The sequence below is a fragment of the Actinoplanes sp. NBRC 101535 genome, from assembly GCF_030269225.1.
Taxonomy (GTDB): Bacteria; Actinomycetota; Actinomycetes; order Mycobacteriales; family Micromonosporaceae; genus Actinoplanes; species Actinoplanes rectilineatus.
On record NZ_BSSY01000008.1, the window covers coordinates 230,825 to 257,064 of the forward strand.

Sequence of the window (26,240 nt, forward strand, 5' to 3'; positions counted from 1 at the left end):
TCGTCGCGATCGATCTACGCCGATAGTAGTGACCGTCACGGTGCGTGTCACCACGCTGCGGCATGCTCCTGGTGCCATCTGGCCGACAGCCAGGTGGCCAGATCGTCCGGCGAGGTTCTCCCGTCGGTTCCTCCGCCGGCCAGGAGCGCGAAGACCGCCCGTACCAGGTCGGGGCGTTCGGTCAGCGCGACCGCCGGGTGCGCGGCGGCGAGAGCCAGCCACGCCTCGTCGTCGTCCGGCCGGTCGAGCACCGCCTGCCGGGCGCGGGCGAGTTCGGCCTCCGCGGTGCCGCCGGGCGCGGTGGATGTGCGGCCCGAGCCCGCGGCGTGCAGCCGCGCGACGATCCCGCCGGGCGGATCCGGCCGGGTGGGTGGCCGGGCCGCGAGCACCGGTCCGGCCAGCGCGGGTCTTTTCTCACTGCTGGTGTACGCGGCCGCGACGCGCGCCGCCTCCCCGTCCACCGCGCGCAGGTTGCCGAGTCGCCAGCGAACCGCCTCGACCCGCCCGGTCCGCCGCGCGAGTCCCGCCACCGCCGCCGGCACCGCGACATCCGCCCAGCCGTCCGCCCGCGCGAGCAGGCCGTCGAGCAGCCGCCGCCCCGCGCCGGTGAGCTCGGTGGACGACCGCAACGCCCGGATCGCCGGAGTGGTCACCTCCCGCAGGTACGCGAACTGCCACCACGCCTCACGGTCGTCCGGCGCCGCACCCGCCCGCGCCGCCCAGTAGTCGATCACCGAGGCGTGCGCGTACACACCCTGGAGCATGGCCGGCGCCGGCCGGGGCACCGGCTTCCACGGTGCGCGGTACCGCTCGACGGCCGGCCCGGTGCAGAACGGGACCAGGTCCTCGGCCGCCGCGAGCAGGGAGTGCTGCACCTCGTGGATGATCAGCAGGGCCGCGGTCGGCGCGGGCACCGCGAGATCCATCGCGACGCAGCCGGCCGCGAGCGGCGACGACGAACTCGTGGCGCCGGTGCCCGCGGCGGTCAACGGCGCGACCGACCGGAACAGCGCGCGCACCGCCGGGGCGTACCCCCGATGATGCCGGCGGATGATCGCCCAGGCCTCGCGGAGCAGGTTCTCGGCGTCGCGCAGCGCACCGGGCGACAGGGTGCGCGGCGCTCCCAGGCTGTCCCGCCCCGGTTCCAGGTCCTCCACGCCGATCGTCCATCCGTCCTCGACGGTGACCGTGCGTGCGGGGTGCCGCCGCGGTGGTGACGCGCCCGGGTGCGGGCAGCCGAAGTCCGTGCCGGCACCGTTCTGCCGGACCGTGACCGTGGTGCAGTGCAGTCCGTCGAGCCGGCCCACCCCGGGCAGGAACAGTTCGCCGCCGGCGGCCGTGAGCGCGGTGTCCACTTCCAGCCCGGCCCGGATCGCGGCGGCGGTCGCCAGCGCGTCCAGAGCGGCCCGCGCCCGCTCCGGATCGGCGGCGAGCACGCGGGTCGCCCACGCGTGCGCGAACGGCCGGGTGACGATCTCCTCCACCGGGGTACGAGCCGCCACCGCAGCCGTGCCGAGCAGTGTGAACGCCGGATCGGCCGCCGCGCCCAGCCGTCGCCGCACCGCGAGCAGCAGCAGCCGGCGCAGGGCGGCCTGCCCGGTGAGCAGCAGGTCCAGGGTCTCCGGTCCGGGCGTCCCGGAGGCGATCTCGTCGAGCTGCGCCCGTGAGACCCGCAGTGCCGGATCGGTCATCGGCGGAGACCGAGCAGATCGGCGGCGAGCCGCTGCCGGACGTGTCCGATCAGGGCGAACAGGTCCTCGCAGTACACCGAGGGCCGGCTGAAGTCACCACCGGGCGCGCCGGGGGAGTAGCGGTGCGCCTGCAGGCCGCCGCCACAGACGGTGACGACCGGGCAGGCGCGGCACTGCGGGCCGAGGCTCTCCAGGCCCCGTCGACCGGCGGCGATCGCCGGGTGCGCGAGAAGGTCGTCGAGGGAGTGCGTGTGTACCGACAGGCCGGTGGCGGGCCCGCTGTCGGTGGTCTTCAGCGCGTCGTCGCCCTCGTAGGTGCCGTCGCTCTCCACCACGACCGCGGACGGTGGCCGCAGCCCGAGCAGTTCGGTACGGCTGACCCCGCCGCAGAGCAACGCCATGATCGAGTCGAGGATCCGGACCTCGGTCTCCAGCCGGGGTGCCGCGTACCAGCGGTCGAAGACGGCGATCAGCCAGTCCGCGTAGGGCGTGCCGGTGCGTCGCTCCGCGCCGGGCGTGTTGGTGCGTCGCTCCGCGCCGGGTGGAGCGGCACGATCCGCCAGCCCCGGCGGCGGGTGGGCCCAGTTGCCGTGCGGCAGCAGGAAGTCGATCCGCGGCGGGCCGAGCGCGATCAGCGACTCGTAGGTGCCGACCGGGTCGTTGGCGAGGTCGATCGTGCAGAGCAGACCGCCGTAGATCGCCGCGTTCTCCGGGCGGCGCAGACGCTCGACACCGGCCAGCGCCTCGTCGAACGAGCTGCGGCCGTTCGCGTACCGGCGGTGCCGGTCGTTGGCCACCCGGTCGCCGTCCAGGCTCACCCCGACCCGCACCCCGTGCTCCCGGAACAGCGCGAGGAACGACTCGGTCAGCAGGATCCCGTTGGTCTGCACGGCCACCTCGAGGCGGACCCCCGGCGGCAGGGCGTCCCGGAACGAACGCAACGCGGACTCCATCGCCGCGACGCCGGCCAGCAGCGGCTCACCACCGTGCAGGACCACCCGGACCTCGCCGAGCCCGTGGGCCCGGGCGTGTTCACCGAGCCGTTGCGCGGCACGGTCCACGGTCGGTGCGGCCATCCGGATCGGACGGGCACGCCAGCCCTGGTCGGCGGCCTCGTACATGTAGCAGTGGTCGCAGGCGATGTTGCACCGCTCGTGGAATTTGACGACCAGCTCGCGGGCCGGTGCGACCGTCATCGGTCAGATCGATTCGCGGTAAGGGGCGGCCGTCGGTCGGCTCGATTCGCGGTCAGGGACGACGGCCATCGGTCAGATCGATTCGCGGTCGGTGGCGGCGGTCATCGGTCAGATCGAGGAGCTGAAGCCGAACGACGTCTCCGGCTGCTCGGACTGCGCCACCAGCTCGTCCATGAGCCGGCTCAGGGATGGGGACTCGAGCTCCGCGAGGCGTTCCAGCGGAATGTCGGTGATGTCGAGCAGAACACTGCCGCCCACCACGGGGGTGTCGCGACTGGTCATGTTCCCCGCTTTCATGTGCCCCGCCTTCCTCGATCGGGTGAGGCTGAGCATACACGCGGTGACCGTATCGCAGCGACCGTCATCGACGTCCGCGCGGATTCCGTGCCCTCCCGTCCGGGCTTGATGATCTACTGTGCCGATGAGTGCGTTGACGGAGCTGGTGGTTCGCTGGCAGCGAGGCTGGGGCGTCGCCCGTGGCCTGGACCCGGCCCGTGACGTGGGTGGCGCGTTGCGGGTCGCGGGCCTGCACGTCGCCCGCGACATCGAGTACGTGATCACCGACAGCGATCGCATCGGCCCGCTGGTCTCGCTGGCCCGCACCGAGAACGGCGTCATCTGGCTCTCGGTGGCCTCGCACGATCCGGATCGGACCGTGGTGGACCTGGAGGCGGCCGGCCTGACCATCCTCAAACGCACCGAGATGCTGATGGCCGCCGACCTGCTCGCCCTGCCCCGCCCACCGGCGACGGTCGACGGCTACACCCTCACGGTGGAGGCCGCCGGCGACGTGATCACGGTGCTGGCCCGGGACACGGACGGGTTACTCGGCGCGCGGGGAACCGTCGGGTGCAGCGGCGCCGACGCGGTCGCCGACCGGATCGAGACCATGCCCGGCCACCGCCGGCGCGGCCTGGGCAGCGCGGTGATGGGGGCGCTGAGCAGCGCGGCGGTCGCCCGAGGCTCGGTGCACGGCTTGCTGATCGCCAGTGAGGAGGGTCAGCTGCTGTACACCCGCCTCGGCTGGCGCCCGGTCGCCGAGGTCGTCATCGCCAGTTTTGCCGAGAACGGATTTGTCGGGTAAAGCTGAACTGTGCGAATCGGCTCTCGTGCGGCGGCGGCCGCCGGTGTGATCAGTCTCCTGGTGGCCTGCTCCTCCGAGGACCCGGCCGGCTCGGCGCCGCGGGGCACCGCGCCGCCGCCCTCGACCGCGCCCTCCGCGGCGGACGTGCCGGCCCTGACCGCGGTCCGGGTCCGGCCGCTGGACGGCACCGGCACGGCGCCTTTCGATCAGCCCCGGACACTGCAGGCCCCGCCCGGGTGGACGGTCGACGTCTGGGCCCGGGTGCCCGCCGCCCGGCTGCTGGCCTGGACCCCGGACGGCAGACTGCTGGTGTCCCGCCCCAAGCACGGTGACGTTCTCGCGCTGACACCGGGCGCGGGCGCGGCCACCCAGCAGACCCTGGTGTCCGGTCTCAACCAGCCGCACGGCCTGGCCTTCCGGGGCGACACCCTGTTCGTCGCCGAGAGCGACAAGGTCGATTCCTTCCGGTACGCGCGCGGCACGGTCACCGACAAGCGGGTCGTCGTCGGCGGCCTGCCCGACGACAAGAGTCCCGAACTGCGCGGGGCGTACTCGCACGCCCTGAAGAGTGTGGCCGTCGGCGACGACGGCGCGTTGTACGTGTCGGTCGGCTCGACCGGCAACGTGTCCGTCGAGGACCGGGACGCCACCCCGGAACGCGCGTCGATCCTGCGGGTGCCCCCGGGCGGCGGGCAACCCACGACGTACGCCCGCGGTGTCCGCAACGGGACCGGCCTCGCCGTCGACCCGGCGGGCTCGGTGTGGACGGCCGTCAACCACCGCGACAACATCGGGTACCCCCACGAGGACGGAGCCTGGAACCGGGGCGACGTCGTCCAGGAATACGTCAACGACCACCCGTTCGAGCAGCTGGCCCGCCTCACGCCGGGGCGGGAGCTCGGCTGGCCGTACTGCAATCCGGACCCCGACCTGCAGCCGGGGGAGAAGGACTCGCCGTTGAGCTACACCCAGCGGCCCTACGTCGCCGACGTGCAACTCAACCCGGACGGCTCCAAGCTCGACTGCGGTTCACTCGTGCCGGTGGAGCAGGGGATGGGCGCGCACTCGGCGCCGCTCGGCCTGAGCTTCGCCGTGTCGCCCGGCCTGAGCGGCGGATACGGCCCCGGGGCGCTGGTCGGCATCCACGGCTCGTGGAACCGCAAGCCGCCGCGCGCGCCGGAGGTGTCGTTCTTCGCCTGGCGCGACGGTGGGCTCGGTCCGCAGCAGACGCTGCTCACCGGGTTCCAGCTTCCGGACGGGTCCCGGTGGGGCCGGCCGGTGATGGCGGTCCAGGGGCCGGACGGCGCGCTGTACGTGAGCGACGATCAGGCCGGGGCTGTCTATCGCGTGGCCGCCGCCTGACGTTCCGGGTTCTTCTGCTCCGGCGGCTGGTCGTCCGGTCGGTCTTCCGGCTGGTCGTCCGGCTCGCTTTCCAGCTTGTTGTCCGGCTGGTCCTCCGGCTCGTTCTGTGGGCTGTTGGGAGGGGATGCCGCCCCTCCCCGTAGCAGCCGCCGCAGCCGTGTCCACCTCTGCCGGGGCGGCACCACCTCCGCGTGCGGGAGCGCCGACTCCATCTCCTGCCGGGCCATCCGCGCCGCAATGATTGCCGCATACATGTCCATAACGCCTCCTCGCGCTGTCCGTTACCGTTAACGTGACCGTTAACGGCATCGTGCATCGTGGGCCGCGTCTCGTCAACCGGATAACGGATTACGATGCAGAGGCCGTGGAAAACGAAGAGCAGGACACCGCCCCGACCGCCGCCCGTCGCGTGACGCTCCGTGACGTCGCCCGGGTCGCCGGCGTCTCCCACCAGACCGTGTCCCGCGCCATCAACGACAAGGGCGAGATCGATCCCGAGACCCGTCGCCGGGTGCTCGACGCAGCCCGTCAGTTGCGCTACCGTCCGTCACGGTTCGGCCGCGGCCTGGTTCGCCCGGCGACCACCACCGTCGGCCTGGTCGTGGCGAACGTGGTCAACCCGTTCTACCCGGAGATCATCGCCGGGGTGATCGACGCCGCCGAGAGCCGCGGTTGGAAGACCCTGATCAGCACCACCCAGTACAACGCCGACCGCGAACCGGCCCTGCTACGGTCCCTGTCCGACCAGGTCGACGCACTGATCTGCTACCTCTACCAGCCTGACGACGTGGTGGCCGCCGCCATCGAGGGCGTGCCCCTGGTCCTGATGAGTCGCCGCCCGCAGGACCCGGCCTTCGCCGCCGTCGACATCGACATCCGCACCGGCATGCAGGCCGCCGTCAGCCACCTGCTCGCCCGCGGCCACCGCCACATCGGCATGATCGACTGCCCGGACGCGCGGGACCCCGCCCGCAAGGAACAGTTCCTGGCGGTGGCGGCGGAACACGGCATCCCGGTCGCGGCCGACGCGGTGGCGTCCGTCCACCAGTCCGTGGCCGGCGGCGAGGAGGGGTTGGAACAGCTGCGGCGGGACCGTCCCGATCTGACCGCGGTGCTGTCCTTCAACGACCTGGTGGCGATGGGGGCCCACCGGGCGGCCCGCCGTCAGGGCCTGGCGATTCCGGGGGACCTGGCGCTGGTCGGCTTCGACGGCCTGACCATGGGCGAATTCCTGGAGCCCCCACTGACCACGATCGACATCGACAAGCGCCAGATGGGCGAGCTGGCCGTGGCGCAGGTCGAGCACCTGCTGGCCGGGACGGTCCCGCCGCCGGCGCTGGTCCGCCCCGAGCTGCTGATCCGCGCCTCCACCTGACCGCTGGGCCTGCCTTTCGATGCTTACCTCATTCGGCGGGCGTCTTGTGCGCCTCATGGCGGTTCGAGGACTCACCACCCGTACCCTCGCTGATCTCGCTCTTGTCGCGGACCGCGAGATCATCGCCGCGGAACGTGACGGACGGCCTGCACCCGCCCTGCTGCGCCGGCTCGCGCCTGCTCTCGGACTGCACCGCAGCGATCTGTTCCTGATCGCCGACCAGCCGGTCCCCGACGACCTCGCCCCGGCGGACCCGGACGCGTTCGGTCTTGTGCGCGGCGTGATCTGGGAACTCATCCATGTGCCCGGCGCCGTCGACGACCTGCACCGGTTCATCGGCGCTCTGCCGCGACTGCCCCGGACTGCCCCGCCGCGACCGCTGCCACCCCACCTGATCTATCCGGCCGGCCCGGGCGGGCGGCTCGTGCGCCTGCTCCACAACCGTAATCTCACCTGGCTCACCGCGGCCTACTGCCTTTTCGGTCTCGGCGGCGGGCCGATGCTGTCCGCGGCGACGATCGGCGTGATCGGGCGTGGCGGCAAGCAGCTCACGCCGGCTCTGCTGACCCACTTCGCCGCGTTCCTGGACATCGGATCTCGTGATTTCACGGCGATCACCGGCATCGACTGTGCCGACGAGCCACCCGGCCCGGCCGCAGCCCTGCTCTGGGACGCGCGCCACCTGACGGCCGGCCAGTTCGAACAGGTCAAGGCGCTGGCCGGAAAGCTCCGTGCCGGACGGCGTCCCGCGGTATAGCCCGCGGGACGCCGTCCGGTGGTCGGACGATCATGTGATCTCGCAGCTCAACGTCGAGGCCCACGACCACCAGAAGAGACCGGGCAGGAACGCGCCGCCGATTTCGTCAGGTGGTCGTCCGCGTAGCTGATCGATCGCAACGCAAAGAAGTCGATCGTGCCCGGATCAAGCTGGAAACCGCCCTTTGCGGGTTGTGGTCGTCGGCCGCTTGCTGATTTGGCCCGGCACGGCCAGAAGGTCAGGCCGACGGGTTGAAACTGATTCCCGACGGCATCGCCTCGGTGATGAGGTTGACGAAGTTGGCGTCCTTCAGCCCGAAGTTCGCACTCCCGAAGTTGTAGTTGCTCAGCGTGTCCCGGATCGCGGTGCTGGGATATCCGTTCCAGCCGACCAGGGTCGGGTACTGCCAGGTGCCATAACCGTTCTCCGGCGGCTCGTCGTTGCTGTTCGCCAGCCGGAACGTGTGCGTGCTGGCACCGTCCTTGTGGTAGACGATCTTCGGGTGGTTCCCGGTCCAGATGACGCTGCTGGAGGCGTACACGGAGAAATCGCCGTGCGCCGACGTCGCCACATATTTCGCCACGTCGTTCTGCACCCACACGACCACGTGTTCCCAGTCGTGCCGGTGCCCGCCGATCGAACTGTTCGCCAGCGCCTGGTCCTTCTCGAAGTAGAGACCATAGGCGACCGCACACCAGCCGTTGTTGCACTTGTACCGCGAATACCCGTTGGTGTTGTCCAGGTCGGATGTGTCGTGGCAGTCGCCGCTCAGCGACCCGGTCGGGTTCAGCCCGCCGTTCACCGTGCCGGTCGGCCCGATCGCCGGGGTGGGATAACAGCCGTCGGTGTCGTAATCGTAGGCCGGCTGCCACTTGCTCTCGATCGCCTCGGCGTTGCCCGGCAGTTTCGCCGGGGGAGCGGCGAGTGCCGGCGTGGCCGCCGCGACCACCATCGCGAGCGCGCCGCCCGCAATGATCGCCGCGCGACGCCCGCGCTTTCCGGTGGGCTCGGGGGTTTGGTTCGGGGAAACCATGAGCCAGACTCCTTCAGGGGACGGACCGGCTTACTCGCCGGTAACCGCGAACAGCTTCGCTGCTGTGGCCCGCCAGGGCAATAGGGAACCTTGAATACCATGTGATGCTCCAGCCAGGTCTTACTCGCACTTCCCCTCCGGGTACGCGAAACCGGCCGTCCCGCAGAACCGCACCTCAAGCCCACTTCATGGCCCAGCGGCCACCCGTCCAGCCACCCGAGTCGACCCATCCGGCAGCCACGCGAACACCACCGCTTCGATCCGCTCGCCAACCAGAATTGAGACACCGGTAGCCACCTCGACGGCGTAATGTCATCCAGTCCACATCGGAGACGAGGATCCGGGGCGGAGCTGCTCGCGGTCGTGGCGTCGGGGCACCGCTGACCACGTCGGGCGGACACTGCTGGTTCCTGGGCGGCGACGTAACCGGCCTGGACGCCGACCGCCTGATAGTCCCCACCGGCCCCACATTCGCCATCACTTCCCTCCGCCGTCTCACAGCCGTATTCGTCCGCGGAGCACTGGCCACCGCCTGAGCCGTGGTCCTGGTCTCGGCCCTCACCCGCCCTCGTCACATCTGTTCCGCTCGCCGACCGGTCAGCGCTTGGCGCGGATCAGCCAGTAGTGCAGGACTGCCAGGGGGAGCACACCCACCGGATACCAAGCCATGTCGACCAGATCGAACTGGCTCCCGAGAATCAGCCGTGCCGCCAGGCTCCGTGCGGACAGGTAGGCGGGGATACCCGTCAACTGGGACAGCTCGACCGCCCAGCAAAAGCCGATCGCGCCGGCGGCGAGGATCAGAGGCCGCGCCCGTGGCCAGAGAAAGGCCAGCCCGGCATAGATGACGGAGGCGTAGAGCAATGTCCCGGAGGACTGAGCCAGCACCCCAGAGCCGGTCCCGGTGAACGATCGGATCCCGAATGCCGCCACCAGACACAGCGCAACGGTCGCCACCGCACTCAGCCGGACCCACCGTGTTTCCATGATCATGGCTCGGAACGTAGCGGCCCACCGCACCCGCCACCGCCCCACACCCAGGACCGTCCCCGAGCAACCTGTGCCGTGCCTTCATTCCCGGTCTGTCGGGATGTCGGGAACGGGACGCCGCTGCCCACGCCGTTGCGTCCTGCACCTGCCGGTTTGGCAGACGACCGCGGCGGACGCTTCTGAAGGTCCCGCGGTTCACAGTCGGACTCCCGTCCCTCGCGGTCAACCACGAGGCCGGCAGTGAGGTCGGTGACACCGCGCCTTCCAGCCGGGTCGTCGGAGCCGGCGCCGAACACGGCGGTCAGAGCATCCGGTCGACCCCATCGCGGGGAACCGTAGGGCTGCCGGGGCTTCCGAGGTTCGGCGGGGGAACCTTGCCGCAGCCGGAGAAGGACGATCAGCAGGACCACCTCGATGGCCGTGACGACGATGCCGGTCTTGTCGACCGGGAGCCGGGTGAACGTCAGTAACGTCGGCAGGCCGACGGTGTGACTCAGCAGGTAGAGCACCGGGAGAGCCGTTGCCAGAGACCTGGCGCGACCGATCGTCCGGGCTCGGGGAACGGGTTCGTGGAGCCCGGCGAAGAGCAGACCCCAGCAACAGGCGATCACCACGTGGAAACCACTGATCAGCGGCCAGCCGCGGGCATCGACCCATGCGGCGACGAGATGGCCGATCTCGGCGGCAAAGGTGAGCCAGAGAGTGAGGCGGCGCATGCCGGTCACGGGATCACCTCGTAGTTCGCCATCATCATCATGTCTCCGTGTTCGAGGTTGTGGCAGTGCAGGACGTAGCGGCCGGTGTAGGTGTTGAAGCGGATTGCGACCCGGACGACGCCCGCCCGGATCTGTACCGTGTCCTTCCACCCCGAGTCCTGAGGCTCGGGCGGCTCCCCGTTGCGATCGAGGATCCGGAAGTGGCCGAGGTGCGGGTGGAACGGATGCTCGGGATCCACCTTGATCGACCAGATCTCGGTCTCGCCGAGAGGCACTGAGGCATCCAGGCGATCGGCCTGGAAGGTGCGGTAGTTGATGGTCGCCGGGATGCCTCCCTGACCACCGGTGAAGACGAAGGAGCGCGTGGTCGGCGCGTCGATCGGCGGCATCGGCTCGAGATCGGCGACGAGGGTTTCCGGAATGACCGAGTCGTCGGTCACCCGCGAACCGACGTCGAACCGCATGACCTGTGCCGTCGGCTCGTCGCCATCGCCGTTGGCCAGCACGACACGGCTGCCGGCCGAGTACCGGGAGAAGTCGACGATCACGTCATAGCGCTCGCCGGGGCCGATGTAGACCTCGTCGAGCGGGATCGGCCGGGGCAGAAGGCCGGCGTCACTGCCGATCTGGACGAGACCGCCGCCGCCTGGTGGTGGGGGATCAAGCCTCAGCCGGTACGCCCTGGCGTTGGAACCGTTCAGCACCCGGAACCGATAGCGCGCCCCGTCGACGGTGAGGAACGGCCACGGCTTTCCGTTGACCAGGATCGTGTCGCCACGGACCCCGTCGGCGAAGAGCGCCTGCACCCCCGGCCGCTCGACCAGGGTGGGGTCGAGCGACGGGTAGAAGAAGGTGCCGTCCTCGTTGAAGAAGCGGTCCTGGATCATCAACGGGATCTCCCGTCGCCCCCGTGGCAGCGGCAGCGACTCCTCGGCCTCGTCCCGCAGCAGGTAGAACCCGGCGAGACCGCGGTAGACGGACGGCCCGGTGAAGTCGAAGCGGTGATCGTGGTACCAGAGCGTGGCGGCCGCCTGGTCGTTCGGGTAGTGATAGGTGCGCTCGCCGTGCGCGACCCCCGCAGTGCCTCCGGGAGGCGGGCCGGCACCGAGGTGATGACCTTGCCAATCGTGTACGCCACGTGGCAGCACCAGGTCGAGCGGGTATCCGTCGGAGTCCGGTGGTGTGACGCCACCGTGCAGGTGGACGACTGTGGGCACCGGCAGCTCGTTGCGGTGGCGAACGGACACCGGCCGGCCGCGCCGAGCCTCGATGGTCGGCCCTGGATAGACGCCGCCGTAGGTCCAGACCGGGGTCCGCAATCCCGGAAGGATCTCCGCCTCGGCGGTGACCTGCCGGATCTCGTAGATGTCGGTGGGCCCGGCGGCGTCGTAGGGAGTAAGGACAGGAGGAATGGTCAGCGGTACCGCGAACCGGTCCACGGACGGGCTGGTGTGGGCGGCCTCGAGAGCGAGACGGGCCGCGACGGCGGTCGCCACGGTGGCCGGAAGCGCCAGGCCGGTGACGCCGCCGAGCCCCATCCGGAGAAGGGAACGCCGGGAGAGTTTGTCGGTCACGGCGGGAAAACTATCGGCGGTTCCGTGCCTTCCACATCCGTTCAGATGCGCAGTCCACGTACGCATCTGAACGTACGCAGGGTCCTCCGAGCCGACCTAGACTGCCCGATGTGGAACGAACCGATGCCCCGTCGACGCGGCGTCCGGCTCCCCGGCACGTATTGATGGTGGCCCGGGAGTTCGCCGACCGCGTCCTGCAGCACAACGCCTGGCGCCATCCTCTGCTGGGCGACACGACCCTGACCGCGATGACGTTGACGGTCACGTTGATGGCTATGGCGGCGGTGCGTAACCCCGCAGAGCGCGACCCTGTTCCCTGGGGTTTCCTACTGGCTCTCGTCATCGCGCTTCCCAACCTGGTCCGTCGCCGAGCCCCGCGTCTTGTGCTTCTGGTCGCGGCGACGGCGCTCATGACCTACTACTCCTTCGGCTTCCCGGGCTTCTCCCCATTCCTGGCCCTGGCGGTTCCGTTGTTCACCGCCGCTGTCACCGGCCACCTGCGGACCGGTTCCGTGGTCGCCGGGATCGTCGCCCTCTCCGGCGTCCTGGCCCGTGCTGTCGAGATGGAGTCGATGATGCGCGCGTTGCCCGGCTCGTTGACCGACACGGCGCTGCTCGTCGGATCGCTCCTACTCGGTGACGCGGTGCGTGCCCGTCTCGAGTTGCGCCGCGAGCTGGCCGAGGGCGTCCGCCGGGCGGTCCGTGAGGCCGAACGCGAGTCGGAGCGTCGCGCCATGCAGGAACGACTCGGTTTGGCGAGGGACCTGCACGACCTGCTCGCGCATGGAGTCGCGGTCGTCGGAGTCCAGGCCAACGTGGCCGCCGAGCTGTTCGACATCGATCGACCGAAGGCGCGCGAGGCTCTCGAGGCGATCCGCACCGCAGGCGACGAGGTCCTCGCGGACTTGGGCAACACGATCAGGCTGCTCCGTGTCGGTTCCACCACCGAGCCGGTGTACGGGCTCGGCGACGTGCACATCCTCGTGGAGGGGACACGGCAGGCGGGGATCGATGTGGATCTGACAGTGAGCGGGGACGAGCGGCATGTGCGGCCGTCGGTGGGGCTCACCGCCTACCGGGTGATCCAGGAGTCGCTCACCAACGTGATCCGGCATTCCCAGGCATCGAGGGCCCAGGTCGAGATCTTCTACTGGCGTTCCGACCTGGAGATCCGGATCGTCGACAACGGTGTCGGCTGGCATCATGCCGGCCGGCGAGACCAATCCGTTCTTGCCGACGAGGTCACCTCCGGCGTCTACTCCTCCGCCACTGACTTCGCCTCTCGCGCTACTCGTCACACGGTGGCCACCGGCGTTGCGATGGCCGGTTCCGTTCCTCACCACAGCCGGGGGTCTTCCGACGGGGGCGTCACCGAGTCCCGAGCCGACGCCCCAGATCCTCGAACCGAATCCGCGACCTCGCGTTCGGCTGAACCGGACCGCGAACCGGGAAACGGATCGGATCCCGGGACCGGGACCGGGACCGGGCGCGGGCAGGGGAACGCATCGGATCCCGGGACCGGGCGCGGGCAGGGGAACGCATCGGATCCCGGGGCCGGGCGCGGGCAGGGGAACGCATCGGAGGGCGAATCGGGAAACGGGCCGAGGCGCGGGCCGGAGGGCGGGGCGGCGAGCGGTTCCTGGGTGGGGCTCACGGATGGCTTTGCGGGGCCTGCGGCGGCTGGCCGCAGGGCTGACCTGCCGAGCGGCACTCCGGCGGGTCATGGACTCGCGGGGATGCGGGAGCGCGTTGTTGCGCTCCATGGCAGGTTCGCTGCGGGCAACGGGGATGCCGGTGGGTTCATGGTGACGGCTCATCTTCCGGCGGGACTCTGACGGTGATCCGTGTGTTGCTGGCGGACGACCACCTGGTGATTCGTACCGGTTTTCGCACTCTGCTGGAGCTCGACGACGAGATCACGGTGTGCGGGGAGGCTCCGGATGGTGCGCAAGCGGTGGCCCTGATCCGTGAGATGCGGCCCGATGTGGTGCTGATGGACATTCAGATGCCGTTCGTGGACGGCATCGAGGCGACCCGCCGGGTGACCGCTGATCCGGCGTTGAAGGGGGTGCGGATCGTTGCGTTGACGACGTACGAGGTGGAGTCATACGTGTTCGGGATGCTGCGGGCCGGTGCCTGCGGTTTCCTGACGAAGAATGTGCGGCCGGATCGGCTTCGGGAGGCGGTACACCTGGTGGCCGCGGGGGAGTCCCTGCTGTCGCCGGCGGCTACGCGGGCGCTCATCGCGGGGTTCGTGGACGCGCCTGCGGCCCGCCCGGTCGACGAGGCCCGGCTCTCCGTGCTCACGCCGAGGGAACGGGAGGTGGTCTGCCTGGTGGCTACCGGGATGACCAACGAGGAGATCGGCGCTCAACTGCTGATGAGTCCGGCCACCGCCCGCACTCACGTCGGCCGGGCCGTCAGCAAACTGTGTGTCCGGGACCGCGCCCATTTGGTGGCAGTCGCCTACGAGAGCGGCCTGGTCCGTCCCTGAACGCCCATGACGTCGGGCCCGGCGCCAGTGTGCCAGGGGCGAGGCCGGGTAGTGACGGGGACGGCTGCGGGCGTGGTCAGGGGAGTTCGGGGCGGCGGAGGGCGGGAGCGGACAAGGCGCGGTTCACGGCCGCCTCGCAGTGGAGGCGGGTGGTCGGGAACACCGGGACCGGGCTGTCGCTCTCGTCGACCAGGAGTTCGATCTCGGTGCAGCCGTAGATGACGCCCTCGGCTCCGGCCTCCACCAAACGGCTGATCACCGTGCGGTAATCAGCCCGGGACTGGGGCTTCGTCACGCCCAGGCAGAGCTCGTTGTAGATGATGTCGTTGACCATCTGCTGGTCGTCGGGGGAGGGGACGATCACCTCCAAGCCGTGTGTGGCCAGCCGTCCACGGTAGAACTCCTCCGACATCGTGAAGCGGGTGCCGAGCAGGCCCACTTTGCGTACACCGTGGGAGGTGACCGCTGCGGCCGTGGTGTCCGCCAGGTGCAGCAACGGAATCGTGGTCGCCGCCTGGATGGTGTCGGCCACTTTGTGCATCGTGTTCGTGCACAGAACGATGAAGTCGGCCCCCGCCGCCTCCAGCGCGACCGCCGCGCTGCCCAACGCGGCCGCCGCGTCGTCCCAGCGGCCCTCCGACTGCATCGCCTCGATGGCGGCGAAATCCACCGAGTAGAGCACGCACCGGGCCGAGTGCAGGCCGTCGCCGCGATCTTGGACCAGTTCGTTGATGACGCGGTAGTACTCCGCCGTCGACTGCCAGCTCATCCCACCCAACAGACCGATCAGTTGCACGAGTTGCCTCCAGCGGGACGAAAGATCCGACGGAAAACCGGCCCTGACAAGCAGAAAACCGGCCGCTGTCGGCGCGTTATGCCGACGGCGAAAGCAGGGACGTCCGCCAGGCCCGGCGACAAGTATCCCGAACGTGAATCGACAACCGAAGCCGACACAACGGCAAACCTCTACCCAGACGAGTGACCGACCGAACGTATCCGCAGGTAGCAGGCCGTACGGTTCGATCATTCCGACCATGGAACCTCTCATGCGCGGCCTCTGCGCCGCCGCAGCCACCGCGGCCGTGGTGATCGTCGGGACTGCTGGTCCCGCCGCGGCCGTACCCGAAACTCCGCGTCTGCCCGCGGCCATCCCGAACCTCGACTCGACCTTCGGGTCGGGCGGTTACACGACGCTGGAGGGCAGCCCGGAGGACACCGAGGTCGACTCCACCGGCCGGGCCCTCATCCTCACCACCACCAAGGACGGCAAGGCCAGCCTCACCCGGCTGACCGCCAACGGGGCGAAGGACACCACGTTCGGCGTGAACGGCACCGTGTCGCTGCCGTTCGCCGGTGACATCTCGCTCGGTGTCGACGGCACGATCTCGATCGTCGGCAGCGGAGACGACGACAAGGGCGTCAACCTGCTCAAGCTGAGCTCGACCGGGCAGACCCTGCTGCAGACGCTGCTCGCCAAGGACGCGGCGGTCGACAAGATCCTCGACGTGGCGGCCCGCAAGAGCGGCGGTCTGCTGGTACACGGCATCGACGAGGACACCACCCCGGCGACGCACACGATCACCGCGGTCACGCCCAGCGGCACCCTGGACAACACGTGGGGGCAGAGCGGCCTGCTCAACCTCAAGGACCAGAACCTGGTGTCGGTCGGCGTCAACGGCGACAACGTGCTGACGGTCGGCCTGAACGGCATCAAGAAGTACGGGATCACCGGCCTGCTGGACAAGCTGCTCGGCACCCTGAACCTGCCGCTCAAGTTCAAGCCGGACTCGGTCGAGTCGACGGGCAACGGTTTCCTGGTGAACGGCCTGCTCACCGGCCTGACCCAGCGGATGGCCGTGCTGAAGCTGCTGCCGAGCGGGCTGCCGGACACCTCGTTCGGGCTGGCCGGCCTGGCCGTCGGTGACGCCCACAAGTGCTCGCCGACCAGTGAGAAGTCGTTCACGACGAGCGTCGGCGTGTACGTGATCGGCTCCAACGCCGACTGCGGCGACGACAGTAACGTCTATGTGCACCGGTTCACGCTCAAGGGCCTCGACGACAAGCTGTTCGGCGACAACGGCGAGGTCGAGGTCGACGACGACCAGGACGAGCCGGCGCTCGGCGACAGCGACGGCGGCGCGCAGCCGGACGGCAAGGTTCTCGTGTCGTTCGCGTCCGGCACCGGCGACACCACCAGCATCACGCGTCTGCTGTCGAAGGCCGCGGGCGTTCTGCCGTTCGTCTCGTTGACGGCGTCGAAGGTGCTCGACCGGGTCGACACGCTCGCCAAGAAGACCGCCACCGTCCCGGTCCTCGGCAAGGGCGGCATCCCGTCGACCGGCGTCGCCGCGGTCACGCTCGACGTCACGGCGGACAAGACCAAGGGCGACGGCGGTGTCATCGCGTACCCATCGGGTGGGTCCGTGCCGAACCTTGTCACGAACCTGCACAACACGGGTCAGTCGGTCACCCAGCGGCTGACGGTGCCGGTCGGCAACGACGGCAAGGTGCTGCTGCAGAACGCCTCCACCGGCGCGGCGCAGCTGACCGCCAACGTGGTGGGCTACTACCCGACGGGCGGGTTCGTGCCGGTCACGCCGACCCGCCTGCTCAACGGGCAGAACCTGGGCGGCGGCAGCTCGACCCCGGTGGTCGTCGGCGGCAAGAACGGCATCCCGTCGACCGGTGTCGACGCGGTCGTGGTGAACGTCGGTGTCGACGACGTGGCGAAGGCGGGCGGCCTGAAGGTCTTCCCGACCGGGTCGGCGGTCCCGTCGACGCTGCTGGCGTCGCACTCCGCGAACCAGCCGGGCAGCGCCACCCTGAACGTGAGCCTGGGCACCGGTGGCAAACTGAACGTGCTGAACACGGCGACGAGCACCGCCGATGTGACCCTCGACGTGGTCGGGTACATCCCCTCCTCGTCCGGGTCCTGACCTGACACCTCCTGGCGGTGGGTGGGCTCAGTGCCCGCCCACCGTCCGGTGTTCCGTCAGGAAACGTTCCACCTCGCCGGCGTCGTCGAGCGGCAACGGGTACACGATCAGCTCGTCGACGCCGAGGTCCGCGTAACGGCGGGCGTCGCCGGCGGAGACGGGCCTCATCGACTGGAAGTAGATCTCGAGGCGCCCCAGGTGGACCGGCCGGTCCACCTCACCGGCCACGCGTGCGAGTCGCGCCAGATGCCCGGTCAGATCCTCCGGGGTGTCGCCGACACCGAGCCAGGCGTGACCGCGGCTGACCGCCCGCCGCAGCGCCCCCTGGCTGTGCCCGCCCACCACGATCCGGACCCCGGACGGCCGTGGATGCGCGTCGATCCCCGCGAACGTCACGTGCCGCCCGTCGAAGGCGGGCCGGTCCGCCGTCCACAGCGTGTTCATCGCGTCGAGGTACTCGTCGGTCCGGGAGCCGCGTTCGGCCATCGGCACGCCCAGCGCCGCCAGTTCCGGCTCCAGGTAGCCGGCACCGATCCCGAGCCGGAATCGTCCACCGGTCAGAACGTCCAGGCTGGCCACCTGCTTGGCGAGGACCAGCGGGTTGCGCTGCGGCAGGATCACGATCCCGGTGCCCAGGGCGATCCGCGTGGTCACCGCAGCCACGTAGGCCAGGTGCACCAGCGGGTCCAGGACCGGATCGGTGGGGTCCATCGGTGTCTCCGGCGTGCGTGGACTGGGCACCACGACGTGTTCGCCGGCCCACCACGACGCGTACCCCATCTCCTCGGCCAGTGTCGCGAGCCGGACCGTCGCCGCCGATCCGAGTGTCGCCTTGGCATTCAACCCTGTCACGCCCATTCGCATGCGTCCATGCTCGGGCCGTCGTCGCGGGCACGTCCAAGACTTGTTCGGATAGCTTTTGGTTATGGATGCGCACCTGCGGGATCTTCGGTACTTCGTCGCGGTGGCCGAGGAGCTGAGTTTCACCCGGGCGGCGGCGGACCGGCTGTTCGTCTCCCAGCCGTCGCTGAGCAAACAGATCCGGCAGTTGGAGCGATCACTGCGTACCACCCTGTTCGATCGCGGTCATCGCGCGGTGGCGCTGACCGAGGCCGGCGCCGCCCTGCTGCCCCGGGCGCGGCGGATCCTCGCCGACTGGGACGAGGCGCACCGCACCGTCGCCGGCCTGCACGAGCGGGTCCTGACCGTCGGCTTCCAGACCCGGATCAACCGGGGTTTGATCCCCACCGTCACCGCCGCGATCGCCCGGACGCTGCCGGGCTGGCAGTTGCGCTTCCGGCAGATCTCCTGGGCCGACCCGACCACCGGCTTGAGCAGCGGCGACGTCGACGTGGCGATCGCCTGGCTGCCGGTGCCGCCGGGCTATGCGTCCAAGACGATCCGCGCCGAGCGCCGCTGGGTCGCCCTGCGCGCCGACCATCCGCTCGCCGCCGTGCCGGAGGTGCCGTTCGCGGACTTGACGGACCAGCCGTTCGTGGCCCTGCCCACGACTGCCGGAGCCCTCCGCGACCACTGGCTGGCAACTGATCAGAGGCGGACACCAGCCCGGGTCACCGCAACCGCCACCACCAGCGACGAGGCGTGGGAGGCGGTCGCGTCCGGCCTCGGCGTGCTGCTGCTCGCCGAGGGCAACGTGGCCGCGTTCCAGCGCGACGAGGTGCTCTGCCGGCCGGTCACCGGCCTCCCCGACAGTCACCTGGCCGTCGTCTGGCGCGAGGCCGACACCCGCGAAGCGGTGCGTGTCTTCGTCGACGCGAGCTGCCTGTGCGTCTGACCCGCCAGCCATCTCCGGACGGTGGTGATCAGTTCTCCGGTGCGTCGCGCTCGTCGCCCAGCCGCGCCATCCGCGCCGCGATCCGGGCGACCCGGCCGATGTCCGGAACGGCCTTCGACCCGGACGGCATCGCCGACCACCACCGCCGCCGGCACACCCCAGCCACGGGAGAGAGGGGAGAGAGGGGAGACCGAGGCGGTCGGCGGCACGGACGCGCCGCGGTCGATCGCCCGGAAGGGGATCACATGCCGAAGGTTGCATAATTGCGGGATCGCCGCGGCCTCCTGTGCGGCCGACCTCCGGAGCCTCACCGTGAACTCGATGCCGAACGCGACCCGCAGCACCCGTCAACGCGGGGAGGTCCTCGCGTTGCTGCAGGAGGTCGAGGGTGCCCGCAGTGCCCAGCAGCTCTACCTGATGCTGCAGGAACGCGGCGCCAAGGTGGGGCTGACCACGGTCTACCGGACGTTGCAGCTGCTGGTGGACGCCGGCGAGGCCGACAGCACCCGGCTGCCGGGCGGCGAGCAGCTGTTCCGGCTGTGCAGCCGCACCCACCACCATCACCTGATCTGCCGGCAGTGCGGCAAGACGGTCGAGGTGGCCGGGCCGGCGGTGGAGAAGTGGGCCGACGAGGTGGCCCACGAGCACGGGTTCACCGACGTGGGCCACACCATCGAGATCTTCGGCCGGTGTGCGGAGTGCAGCAAGACCCCGGGCTGAGCGATGGGCGGCGCGCCGGGCTAGACACCTCATGAGTCAGTCAGGGTCTGCCTCTGTGGTGATTTCGGGCGCTCAGCACGCCCGAATTCACCACACCCACAACAGCGTGGTGATTTCGGGCGTCCAGCGCGCCCGTATTCACCACACCCACGACAGCGTGGTGATTTGGGGCGTTCAGCGCGCCCGTATTCACCACACCACCAGGGGTGTGTTGATTTGGGGCGTCCAGCGCGCCCGTATTCACCACACCACCAGGGGTGTGGTGAATTGGGGTGCCCAGCGCGCCCGAAATCACCACGCGGATGGGCTTCGCACCCTGACCACGAACGTGTCTAGGCGGCGGGTCGGTCGATCCGGAACACCGGGTAGCGGTCGGCGATCGCGGCGAACTCGCCGATCGGGGCAGCCCGGTCCACCGGGATGTGCGGCCGGGCGCCGGGCGCCACGGCCAGAAACCGCCGCAGGATCTCCGGGCGGTCCGCCGGCGGCATCTCATGGAGTACGACCGGCTCGCGTCCCCGCCGGCGAAGGACCGCACGGCCGCCACCCGCACGGACGTTGGCGACCCAGTTGGTGTCCGCGCCGAGCATCGACACGAGATAGCGCTCACCCCGGAACCGGGTCACCACCAGCGGGAACGCGACGGTGCGCCCGCTGCGGCGGCCGGTCACCTCCAGCGTCACCCAGTGTGACGGGGACAGGAATCCGGCACCGAACTGGGCGGCGGAGATCCGGTTCAGCAGGCGGGCCAGCCGGTTGGGGCGGCCCGCCCGGTACATCCAGCGGCGCCACGCGCCCGGCCGGGACACCGGCTCAGGCCACGTAGAACACGCCGGCGGTGACGGTGTCCTCGAAGGCCACCGTGAACCGGTCGACGACCTGGACCACGCCGGCGACCTGCTCGGCCAGCCGGACCGCCAGATCGGCGGAGGACCGGCGGTCCAGGTCACCGGTCAACGTCACCACGCCGCCGCTGACCGTCACCGAGACGGCACCGCCGAGGACGGTCAGGACGTCGGCGGTCACGTCGGCGCTGATCTCGTCGTCCGGCCGCAGGTGCGTCTTGAGCAGGTCGCTGCGGGCCACGATGCCGACCAGCCGGCCCAGGTCGTCGACGACCGGCAGCCGCTTGACGTGTGCGGTGTCCATCAGGCGGGCGGCGGCGGTCAGGGAGGTGCCTTTCAGGGCGACGACCGCCGGGCTGGTCATCAGGTCGGTGGCAGTGCCGGCCCGCGCCTTCGCCCGGCCGGCGCGGCGCCGGGGACCCTCGAGCAGAGGGGCGTCCTCTCCGGCGTACTCGATCTTGCGGAGCAGATCCGCCTCGGAGATCACCCCGCTGACCCGCTGGAAGGCGTCGACCACCGGCACCGCGCTGAAACGCTTGCCCACCAACAGGTCGACGACCTCCCGGTAGGTGGCGTCCGGCGCCACCGCCACGACCGCCTCGGTCATCACGTCGTCCACGGTCCAGGCCCTCATGCCGGCCACCCGCCTTCCCTCGTCCCGACCCGCCATCCACCTCTGACGATAGGAGGCGGGCGGTCGGCGGTTCAGGGCCGAACGGCCTACCGCCCCGGGACCCTCGCCAGCCGGTCCGCTTCGGCGGCGGCCTCCCGGGAGTCGCTGCCCAGGCCGATCGCGGCGGCGTACTCCGCGAAGAGCCGGAGATGAACGATCAGATCTTCCCGCGCAGCGTCCGGGTCCACCTGCGACCAGCGGCGGGTTTCGGCGAGTGCCTCCCGCGCGGCGCGCAGGGCCTCGTTGCGCCGGCTGCCGGCCTGCCACCGGGCCCGGGCCAGCTCACCCCAGGCCCGGCCGAGTTCGCGGGAGTCACCCGAGTGGCGCAGGCTGCCGACCCGCGTCTCGGCGACGCGCACAGCTTTCAGATCCGCCTGATAGGCGGCAGCGGGGGTGGGAGCCCGCCGGCCGGGAACGGGACCGTTCTGCAGCAGGGTCGCGGACGCCGGCAGGGTGGCGGCCAGCCGATCGGCCAGCGTGGTCGCCTCGTCGGTGCGGCCCATGTCGTTGAGCAGCGACGCGGTGATCGCCACGGTCCGTGCCGCGGCCGGGGTGCCGGGGTCCACGGTGAGCGGGAGCGCCTCGGCGACGTCGCGGTCCGCCTCGGCCTGACGGCCCCGGGCCTGCAGGCAACCGGCCCGGACCACGAGTGCCTTGGCCAGGGCGGCCGGCCGCCGGTCGGCGGATCTGCGGCGCGCGGCCACCGCCTGGTCGGCGTAGAGCAGCGCGGTGCGGGCCTCACCCACCGCGGACAGGCGGACCGCCCACCTCTCCCGGCTCCCGGCCCGCAGCACATCCCACCACCACATGGACTGCAGGATAGGGGCCGCCGCCAAGAGCCCGTCAGCGGTGCGTGTCGGGTCTGATCTGGACGAAGCCGCAGTCCATCTGCAGGCAGTCGGCCTGGCAGAGTTGCAGGCAGCGCTCGCCGGCCGGGTCGAGCGGCGAGGCCCGGGTCAGGTCCATCGTGATGCGTTCCGGGCGGTGCCGGCGGAGCGCGTTGATGACGGCCTTGTGGAGGCGGCGGGCACCGGCCCGGTCGATCGTGCCGGTGACCGTGACACGCAGGGCGCCCGGGCCGTCGCCGAAGGTGTCGACGTGCAGCTGGTCGGCGGCCAAAGTGGTCTCGGGATGCATGCGGGAGCTCCGGTCCTCGAGCGGGCGCTGGATCCCTCGCTGCTGAAGGACGGTCACCATTGTCGCCGAGGGGCCACCGGTGCCTGGTCTCCCGAAAGGGTGATGCGCTCGGTGAAGACCCGTCCGGGTGGCAGATCGCCACCAGGGGGTGAGGCTGTTCGCGGAGCCCGGTCGTGTCCGGAGAAGGTCACGACCGGGGCATCCGTCAGGAGAGGGTGATCGCGTCCAACTCGGCGTACCCGGTGCCGCCGGCGAAGTTCGGTGAACCCTTGGCCAGCCGGATCGTGTTCCAGCCGGCGTTCAGGTTGACCGTCGCGTTGACCGAGGCGCCGAAGCTGCCCCACGTCCCGGTCACCGGATAGCTCACCGTGGACCACGCCCCGCCGTTGTACGCGAGCCCGTGCGTAGCCGTCGCGCCCGAGGCGTTCGCGTAACGGATGTTCATCGTGTACGCCCGCGCCTGCGGCACGTTGACCAGGAAGTCGACGAACGAGGCGTTGCGCGCGTTGCCCGTGCCGTCGAGCTGACCGACGTAACCGCCGTTGGACGCGGACGTCGAGGTGAACCGGTTGGCGTTGACCACGGTGGCGTTCTCCGCCTCGTACCGTTGCTGCCAGGTCGGCACCCCGGACGTCGGGGTGACCAGCAGCTGGTACGAGTCCCACGCGTGCATCCCGGTCACCGGCACGCTGATGCCGCCGCCGGACACGGTGTGGACCGACGACGACACCGTGATCGGCGCGCTCTGGTTGGTGGACCGGCCGCCGTACCCGCTGCGGAGCAGGGTCACCTGGACCTGCGAGCCGAGCCCGCTGATCCCGTTGACCCGGACGGTGTTGTCACCGCTGTCGCCGCCCAGCACCACGTTCACGATCTTGCGAGTGCTGTCGTAGGAGGCGACCCCTTCCAGCCACGAGCCGGGCACCGTCTGGACGATGTTCCCGGCCATGTCGCCGTACCACTTGTAGGTCCAGTACGACGAGGTCGGCAGATTGTTGTTGAGCAGTCCGTTCAGGGTGCCCGCCTCGTACCAGTAGGCGCGTTCCGCGGACCGGATCCCGTGCCGCTCGAACACCGCCATGTAGTGCACCGCGACGCTGGGGATGTCGACCTGCGACGGCGACGCGTACTCGTTGATCGAGATCGGGCGCGGGCTGATGCCCAGCGACGTCTCGATGGCCCGGTAGTCGGCGACGTGCGCGGCCACGTTGAGGTAGCTGTCGTTGTCCAGCTCGTGCCAGACGATCACGTCGGGCAGGGTGGCGGTGTCCCGGGCGTTGGTGAGGAACTCGACCATCCAGTTGTGGTTGTAGATCGAGTGGCTGGGCCCGACGATCGGGGTGACCGTGTCGAGGGTGCGGATCAGCCGGTGGGTGCGGGTCCAGCCGGCGGTGAACGCCCCGGCCGCCGCGGTGTTCCACGTCCAGTCCGGCTCGTTCCACAGTTCCCAGCCGTCGACGTTGGTGGCCGAGGTGGCGTTCAGCCGGGCCTGCACCATGGTGCGGACCTTGGCCTCCCAGTCCGCCCAGCTCACCCACCGGTAGGGGAAGTTCGGGTAGATGTCCGGCATCCGGTAGAACTGCTGGGCACCGGCGCTGGTGACCTTGCCGGCGACTTCGAGGCCGTCGCAGCACGGCTCGGTGGCGCCGTTGCCGAGCTGCGTGCCGCCGGGCGGCGGCTGGGTGAGGTGGTTGAGCCGCAGCGGGTACATCTGGCCGAGCGGCGGTCTACTGCCGGTGTCCACGGCGTACAGGCCGCCGGACGCGACGTGGGTGACCGGCCGGACGGTGGTGCCGACGTTGACGGTGAGGGTGTTGCCGGCGGCGGCCGCCGGGCTGGGGACGGCCAGCCCGGTGGTCACCAGCAGGGCGGCGAGCAGCAGTGCCTTTCTTCGGGAACGCATTGCTTCACCTCGGGGGATGGGGAAAAGGGGACGGTTACTCCTCCCGCGTGGCCAGCGGGATCCAGACGCGCATGGCGCCGGGGGACCGGTTGGCCCACAGGAAGTAGGGGATGGCGGTGACGGTGGCCGCCGTGGTCTTGAAGGATGAGATGTCGGAATAAAGAGGAACAAAATCGGAAGACCGCACCCGCATGGGTACGCGCAGAGTGACCGGAGACAATCCGCCGGAGTGATAGGACACCGCCAGCGGCGCCGCCGGATCCAGCGCGAGATCCTCCACATCGTGGTCGGCCGGGACGTCGGCCTGCTCCAGGCAGTAGACGAGCGGGCCGCGGGCCAGCGCCACCGCGCCCCGGCTGGCGTCCACCCGCGGATGCGCCGCGACCAGGCGCGACGGCATGGTCAGCGTGAGGACGACCGTGTCGCCCGGCTTCCACGAGCGGTGCAGTCGCAGGTAGCCGTCCTGGATCTGCCCCCGGGCCGGAGCCTGCGTCCCGTTGACGATCAGCCGCGGGGCGTCGCACCAGGCGGGCACCCGCATCGCCAGCGTCCACGGTGTGTCCGCCGCCGACGAGACCGTCACGGTGATCTGCTCGTCCCACGGGTACCGGGTGTCGACGGTGACCTCATGCCCGCCGCCGGCGACGGTTCCCGGACCGTAGAGGTGGAGCTGCAGGCCGTCGCCGGCCGAGCCGGTGGCCACGTATCCGTGCAGCGACGCCATCAGGCGGGCCAGGTTCGGCGGGCAGCACGCGCACGAGTACCAGCTCAGACGCTGGGTCGGCGCGTCCTCGTGTGACCCGTCGTGCCCGGTCCGCAGGTGCAGCGGGTTGGAGTAGAAGAACGCCGTCCCGTCCACCGAGGTGCTGCCCGCGATGCCGTTGAGCAGCACCCGTTCCATCTCGTCGGCGTACCGGGCCTCGCCGGTGGCCAGCAGCAGCCGCCACGCCAGCTGGAAACTGCCGATCGCGGCGCAGGTCTCCGCGTACGCCCGGTCCGGCGGCAGCTCGTAGGGGTCACCGAACGCCTCGTCGCGGTGCCGGGAGCCTTGGCCGCCGGTGACGTAGGTGCGGCTGTTCTGCGCCGAGTCCCACAGTCGCACCACGGCGTCCAGCAGTTCCCGGTCGCCGGTCTCGACGGCCACGTCCACCGCGCCGGCCAGCAGGTAGAGCTGCCGGACCACGTGACCGGTGACCTCGGCGGCGCTGCGCAGCGGCTCGTGGTCCTGGAAGTACCGCGGACCGAACCGGCCCTCGCCGAGCACCCCGTGGCCACGGTTGTCCACGAACCGGCCGGCCAGGTCCAGGTAGGGCCGGTGGCCGGTGACCCGGTACAGTTCCACGAGCGCGGTCTCGATCTCCGGATGCCCGTCGACCTCGGGCGAATCCCCGTACCGTGTGACGAGGAGATCGGCGAAACGGCGCGCGACCGTCAGCACCTGCTGGGCCGCGGCGTCACCCGGTGCGGTCCGGGCCGCGGCGACCGCCGCCTGGATCAGGTGACCGGCGGTGTACATCTCGTGGCTGAAGTGCAGCTCGGTCCACTGCTTGTCCCGGTTCTCCACCTGGTAGTACGAGTCCAGGTAGCCGTCCGGGTCCTGCGCCTTCTCCAGCAGCGCGGCGGCGTCCACGGTGAACGGCGACGCGGTGCCGGAGCGGCCCTGCTCCCAGAACGCCGCCTCGAGCGTCTTGTGCACATCGGTGTCGGCGAACCAGAACCCGCGGAACGCCACGTCGGAGCGGTCCCCGGTGACCCGGCGCAGGTTGGCCAGGTTGCCGTGACGGTCGAGTTGCGTCACGCAGTGCGGCAGGGTGGCGGTCGCGTTGCGTTCCTGCCAGCCGCCGAGCAGGCCCTCCGTGCTGAGCCGCACGCCACTCGCGGGCAGCGGGCGCAGCGCGGAGATCGCGTCGGCGGTGGGCAGGACGGGGCCGTGCGGCACGAAGTCGTTCATGTTCCTTC

25 protein-coding genes are annotated in these 26,240 nt (G+C 70.6%); 9 read left to right on the forward strand and 16 right to left on the reverse strand.

Annotated elements, in window-relative coordinates; translation table 11 throughout:
* Window positions 1-47: 47 nt before the first annotated feature.
* From QSK32_RS23395 to fxsA, 3 genes are all read right to left on the reverse strand, one after another.
* The gene (locus QSK32_RS23395) at window positions 48-1,691 is read right to left on the reverse strand and encodes an aKG-HExxH-type peptide beta-hydroxylase (protein WP_285473163.1); all 1,644 of its coding nucleotides are present in this window, start codon (window positions 1,689-1,691) and stop codon (window positions 48-50) included.
* On the reverse strand, window positions 1,688-2,887 hold the full coding sequence (locus QSK32_RS23400) for an FxsB family cyclophane-forming radical SAM/SPASM peptide maturase (protein WP_285473164.1): 1,200 nt from the start codon (window positions 2,885-2,887) through the stop codon (window positions 1,688-1,690). Before QSK32_RS23400 ends, QSK32_RS23395 begins: the two co-directional genes overlap by 4 nt.
* A gap of 108 nt (window positions 2,888-2,995) precedes the next feature.
* Window positions 2,996-3,169 carry an FxSxx-COOH cyclophane-containing RiPP peptide gene (fxsA, locus tag QSK32_RS23405; RefSeq protein WP_063775564.1) on the reverse strand — a complete coding sequence of 58 codons (174 nt, stop codon included), beginning with the start codon at window positions 3,167-3,169 and terminating at the stop codon, window positions 2,996-2,998.
* A 139-nt stretch (window positions 3,170-3,308) separates the two neighbouring features.
* Between fxsA and QSK32_RS23410 the strand changes: the two genes are divergently transcribed.
* On the forward strand, window positions 3,309-3,971 hold the full coding sequence (locus QSK32_RS23410; RefSeq protein WP_045745897.1) for a GNAT family N-acetyltransferase: 663 nt from the start codon (window positions 3,309-3,311) through the stop codon (window positions 3,969-3,971).
* A 9-nt stretch (window positions 3,972-3,980) separates the two neighbouring features.
* On the forward strand, window positions 3,981-5,333 hold the full coding sequence (locus QSK32_RS23415) for a PQQ-dependent sugar dehydrogenase (protein ID WP_285473165.1): 1,353 nt from the start codon (window positions 3,981-3,983) through the stop codon (window positions 5,331-5,333).
* Here the strand turns inward: QSK32_RS23415 and QSK32_RS23420 are convergent.
* Window positions 5,312-5,593 carry a hypothetical protein gene (locus tag QSK32_RS23420; RefSeq protein WP_285473166.1) on the reverse strand — a complete coding sequence of 94 codons (282 nt, stop codon included), beginning with the start codon at window positions 5,591-5,593 and terminating at the stop codon, window positions 5,312-5,314. The two genes, QSK32_RS23415 and QSK32_RS23420, sit on opposite strands and share 22 nt — an antisense overlap.
* A gap of 104 nt (window positions 5,594-5,697) precedes the next feature.
* On the opposite strand from QSK32_RS23420, the gene QSK32_RS23425 reads away from it, so the two are divergent.
* Window positions 5,698-6,708: a LacI family DNA-binding transcriptional regulator gene (locus tag QSK32_RS23425; RefSeq protein WP_285473167.1), complete on the forward strand. Its 1,011-nt coding sequence runs from the start codon at window positions 5,698-5,700 to the stop codon at window positions 6,706-6,708.
* Between the two features lie 55 nt (window positions 6,709-6,763).
* The gene (locus QSK32_RS23430) at window positions 6,764-7,465 is read left to right on the forward strand and encodes an XRE family transcriptional regulator (RefSeq protein ID WP_285473168.1); all 702 of its coding nucleotides are present in this window, start codon (window positions 6,764-6,766) and stop codon (window positions 7,463-7,465) included.
* Window positions 7,466-7,703: 238 nt separating this feature from the next.
* Here the strand turns inward: QSK32_RS23430 and QSK32_RS23435 are convergent, their stop codons facing one another.
* The 3 genes from QSK32_RS23435 to QSK32_RS23445 all read right to left on the reverse strand — a co-directional run bounded on the left by QSK32_RS23435 (window position 7,704) and on the right by QSK32_RS23445 (window position 11,778).
* The gene (locus QSK32_RS23435; RefSeq protein ID WP_045745900.1) at window positions 7,704-8,498 is read right to left on the reverse strand and encodes an NPP1 family protein; all 795 of its coding nucleotides are present in this window, start codon (window positions 8,496-8,498) and stop codon (window positions 7,704-7,706) included.
* A gap of 597 nt (window positions 8,499-9,095) precedes the next feature.
* Window positions 9,096-9,491: a ribosomal maturation YjgA family protein gene (locus QSK32_RS23440; RefSeq protein WP_045745901.1), complete on the reverse strand. Its 396-nt coding sequence runs from the start codon at window positions 9,489-9,491 to the stop codon at window positions 9,096-9,098.
* Between the two features lie 718 nt (window positions 9,492-10,209).
* Window positions 10,210-11,778 carry a multicopper oxidase family protein gene (locus QSK32_RS23445; RefSeq protein ID WP_285473169.1) on the reverse strand — a complete coding sequence of 523 codons (1,569 nt, stop codon included), beginning with the start codon at window positions 11,776-11,778 and terminating at the stop codon, window positions 10,210-10,212.
* Between the two features lie 164 nt (window positions 11,779-11,942).
* On the opposite strand from QSK32_RS23445, the gene QSK32_RS23450 reads away from it, so the two are divergent.
* The gene (locus QSK32_RS23450) at window positions 11,943-13,613 is read left to right on the forward strand and encodes a histidine kinase (protein WP_285473170.1); all 1,671 of its coding nucleotides are present in this window, start codon (window positions 11,943-11,945) and stop codon (window positions 13,611-13,613) included.
* Between the two features lie 2 nt (window positions 13,614-13,615).
* On the forward strand, window positions 13,616-14,272 hold the full coding sequence (locus QSK32_RS23455; RefSeq protein ID WP_045745904.1) for a response regulator: 657 nt from the start codon (window positions 13,616-13,618) through the stop codon (window positions 14,270-14,272).
* Window positions 14,273-14,348: 76 nt separating this feature from the next.
* Here the strand turns inward: QSK32_RS23455 and QSK32_RS23460 are convergent, their stop codons facing one another.
* Window positions 14,349-15,068, reverse strand: coding sequence for an aspartate/glutamate racemase family protein (locus QSK32_RS23460; RefSeq protein WP_285473171.1), 720 nt, complete (start codon window positions 15,066-15,068; stop codon window positions 14,349-14,351).
* 238 nt (window positions 15,069-15,306) lie between these two features.
* Between QSK32_RS23460 and QSK32_RS23465 the strand changes: the two genes are divergently transcribed.
* Window positions 15,307-17,208, forward strand: a complete 1,902-nt coding sequence (locus QSK32_RS23465) for a hypothetical protein (protein ID WP_285473172.1) — start codon at window positions 15,307-15,309, stop codon at window positions 17,206-17,208.
* 27 nt (window positions 17,209-17,235) lie between these two features.
* On the opposite strand, the gene QSK32_RS23470 is transcribed toward QSK32_RS23465, so the two are convergent.
* Window positions 17,236-18,060, reverse strand: coding sequence for a TIGR03619 family F420-dependent LLM class oxidoreductase (locus QSK32_RS23470; RefSeq protein WP_211275516.1), 825 nt, complete (start codon window positions 18,058-18,060; stop codon window positions 17,236-17,238).
* A 73-nt stretch (window positions 18,061-18,133) separates the two neighbouring features.
* On the opposite strand from QSK32_RS23470, the gene QSK32_RS23475 reads away from it, so the two are divergent.
* Complete coding sequence (locus QSK32_RS23475; RefSeq protein ID WP_045745908.1) at window positions 18,134-19,003, forward strand: LysR family transcriptional regulator; 870 nt, start codon at window positions 18,134-18,136, stop codon at window positions 19,001-19,003.
* A gap of 28 nt (window positions 19,004-19,031) precedes the next feature.
* Here QSK32_RS23475 and QSK32_RS23480 read toward each other — a convergent pair whose 3' ends face one another.
* Window positions 19,032-19,169, reverse strand: coding sequence for a hypothetical protein (locus QSK32_RS23480; protein WP_157411355.1), 138 nt, complete (start codon window positions 19,167-19,169; stop codon window positions 19,032-19,034).
* Between the two features lie 155 nt (window positions 19,170-19,324).
* On the opposite strand from QSK32_RS23480, the gene QSK32_RS23485 reads away from it, so the two are divergent.
* A complete protein-coding gene (locus tag QSK32_RS23485) occupies window positions 19,325-19,723 on the forward strand; it encodes a Fur family transcriptional regulator (protein WP_045745909.1) in 399 nt (132 codons plus the stop codon).
* A 332-nt stretch (window positions 19,724-20,055) separates the two neighbouring features.
* Here QSK32_RS23485 and QSK32_RS23490 read toward each other — a convergent pair whose 3' ends face one another.
* The 6 genes from QSK32_RS23490 to QSK32_RS23515 form a co-directional block, all read right to left on the reverse strand.
* Window positions 20,056-20,532 carry a nitroreductase/quinone reductase family protein gene (locus QSK32_RS23490; protein WP_245674188.1) on the reverse strand — a complete coding sequence of 159 codons (477 nt, stop codon included), beginning with the start codon at window positions 20,530-20,532 and terminating at the stop codon, window positions 20,056-20,058.
* A 4-nt stretch (window positions 20,533-20,536) separates the two neighbouring features.
* The gene (locus QSK32_RS23495; protein ID WP_285473173.1) at window positions 20,537-21,202 is read right to left on the reverse strand and encodes a CBS domain-containing protein; all 666 of its coding nucleotides are present in this window, start codon (window positions 21,200-21,202) and stop codon (window positions 20,537-20,539) included.
* A gap of 86 nt (window positions 21,203-21,288) precedes the next feature.
* Complete coding sequence (locus QSK32_RS23500; RefSeq protein ID WP_285473174.1) at window positions 21,289-22,050, reverse strand: hypothetical protein; 762 nt, start codon at window positions 22,048-22,050, stop codon at window positions 21,289-21,291.
* 34 nt (window positions 22,051-22,084) lie between these two features.
* A complete protein-coding gene (locus tag QSK32_RS23505; RefSeq protein WP_285473175.1) occupies window positions 22,085-22,378 on the reverse strand; it encodes a hypothetical protein in 294 nt (97 codons plus the stop codon).
* A 205-nt stretch (window positions 22,379-22,583) separates the two neighbouring features.
* Entirely contained in the window at window positions 22,584-24,281 is a 1,698-nt protein-coding gene (locus tag QSK32_RS23510; RefSeq protein ID WP_285473176.1) for a CBM35 domain-containing protein, read from the reverse strand.
* 34 nt (window positions 24,282-24,315) lie between these two features.
* Window positions 24,316-26,232 carry a glycoside hydrolase family 127 protein gene (locus tag QSK32_RS23515; RefSeq protein ID WP_285473177.1) on the reverse strand — a complete coding sequence of 639 codons (1,917 nt, stop codon included), beginning with the start codon at window positions 26,230-26,232 and terminating at the stop codon, window positions 24,316-24,318.
* Window positions 26,233-26,240: the final 8 nt, after the last annotated feature.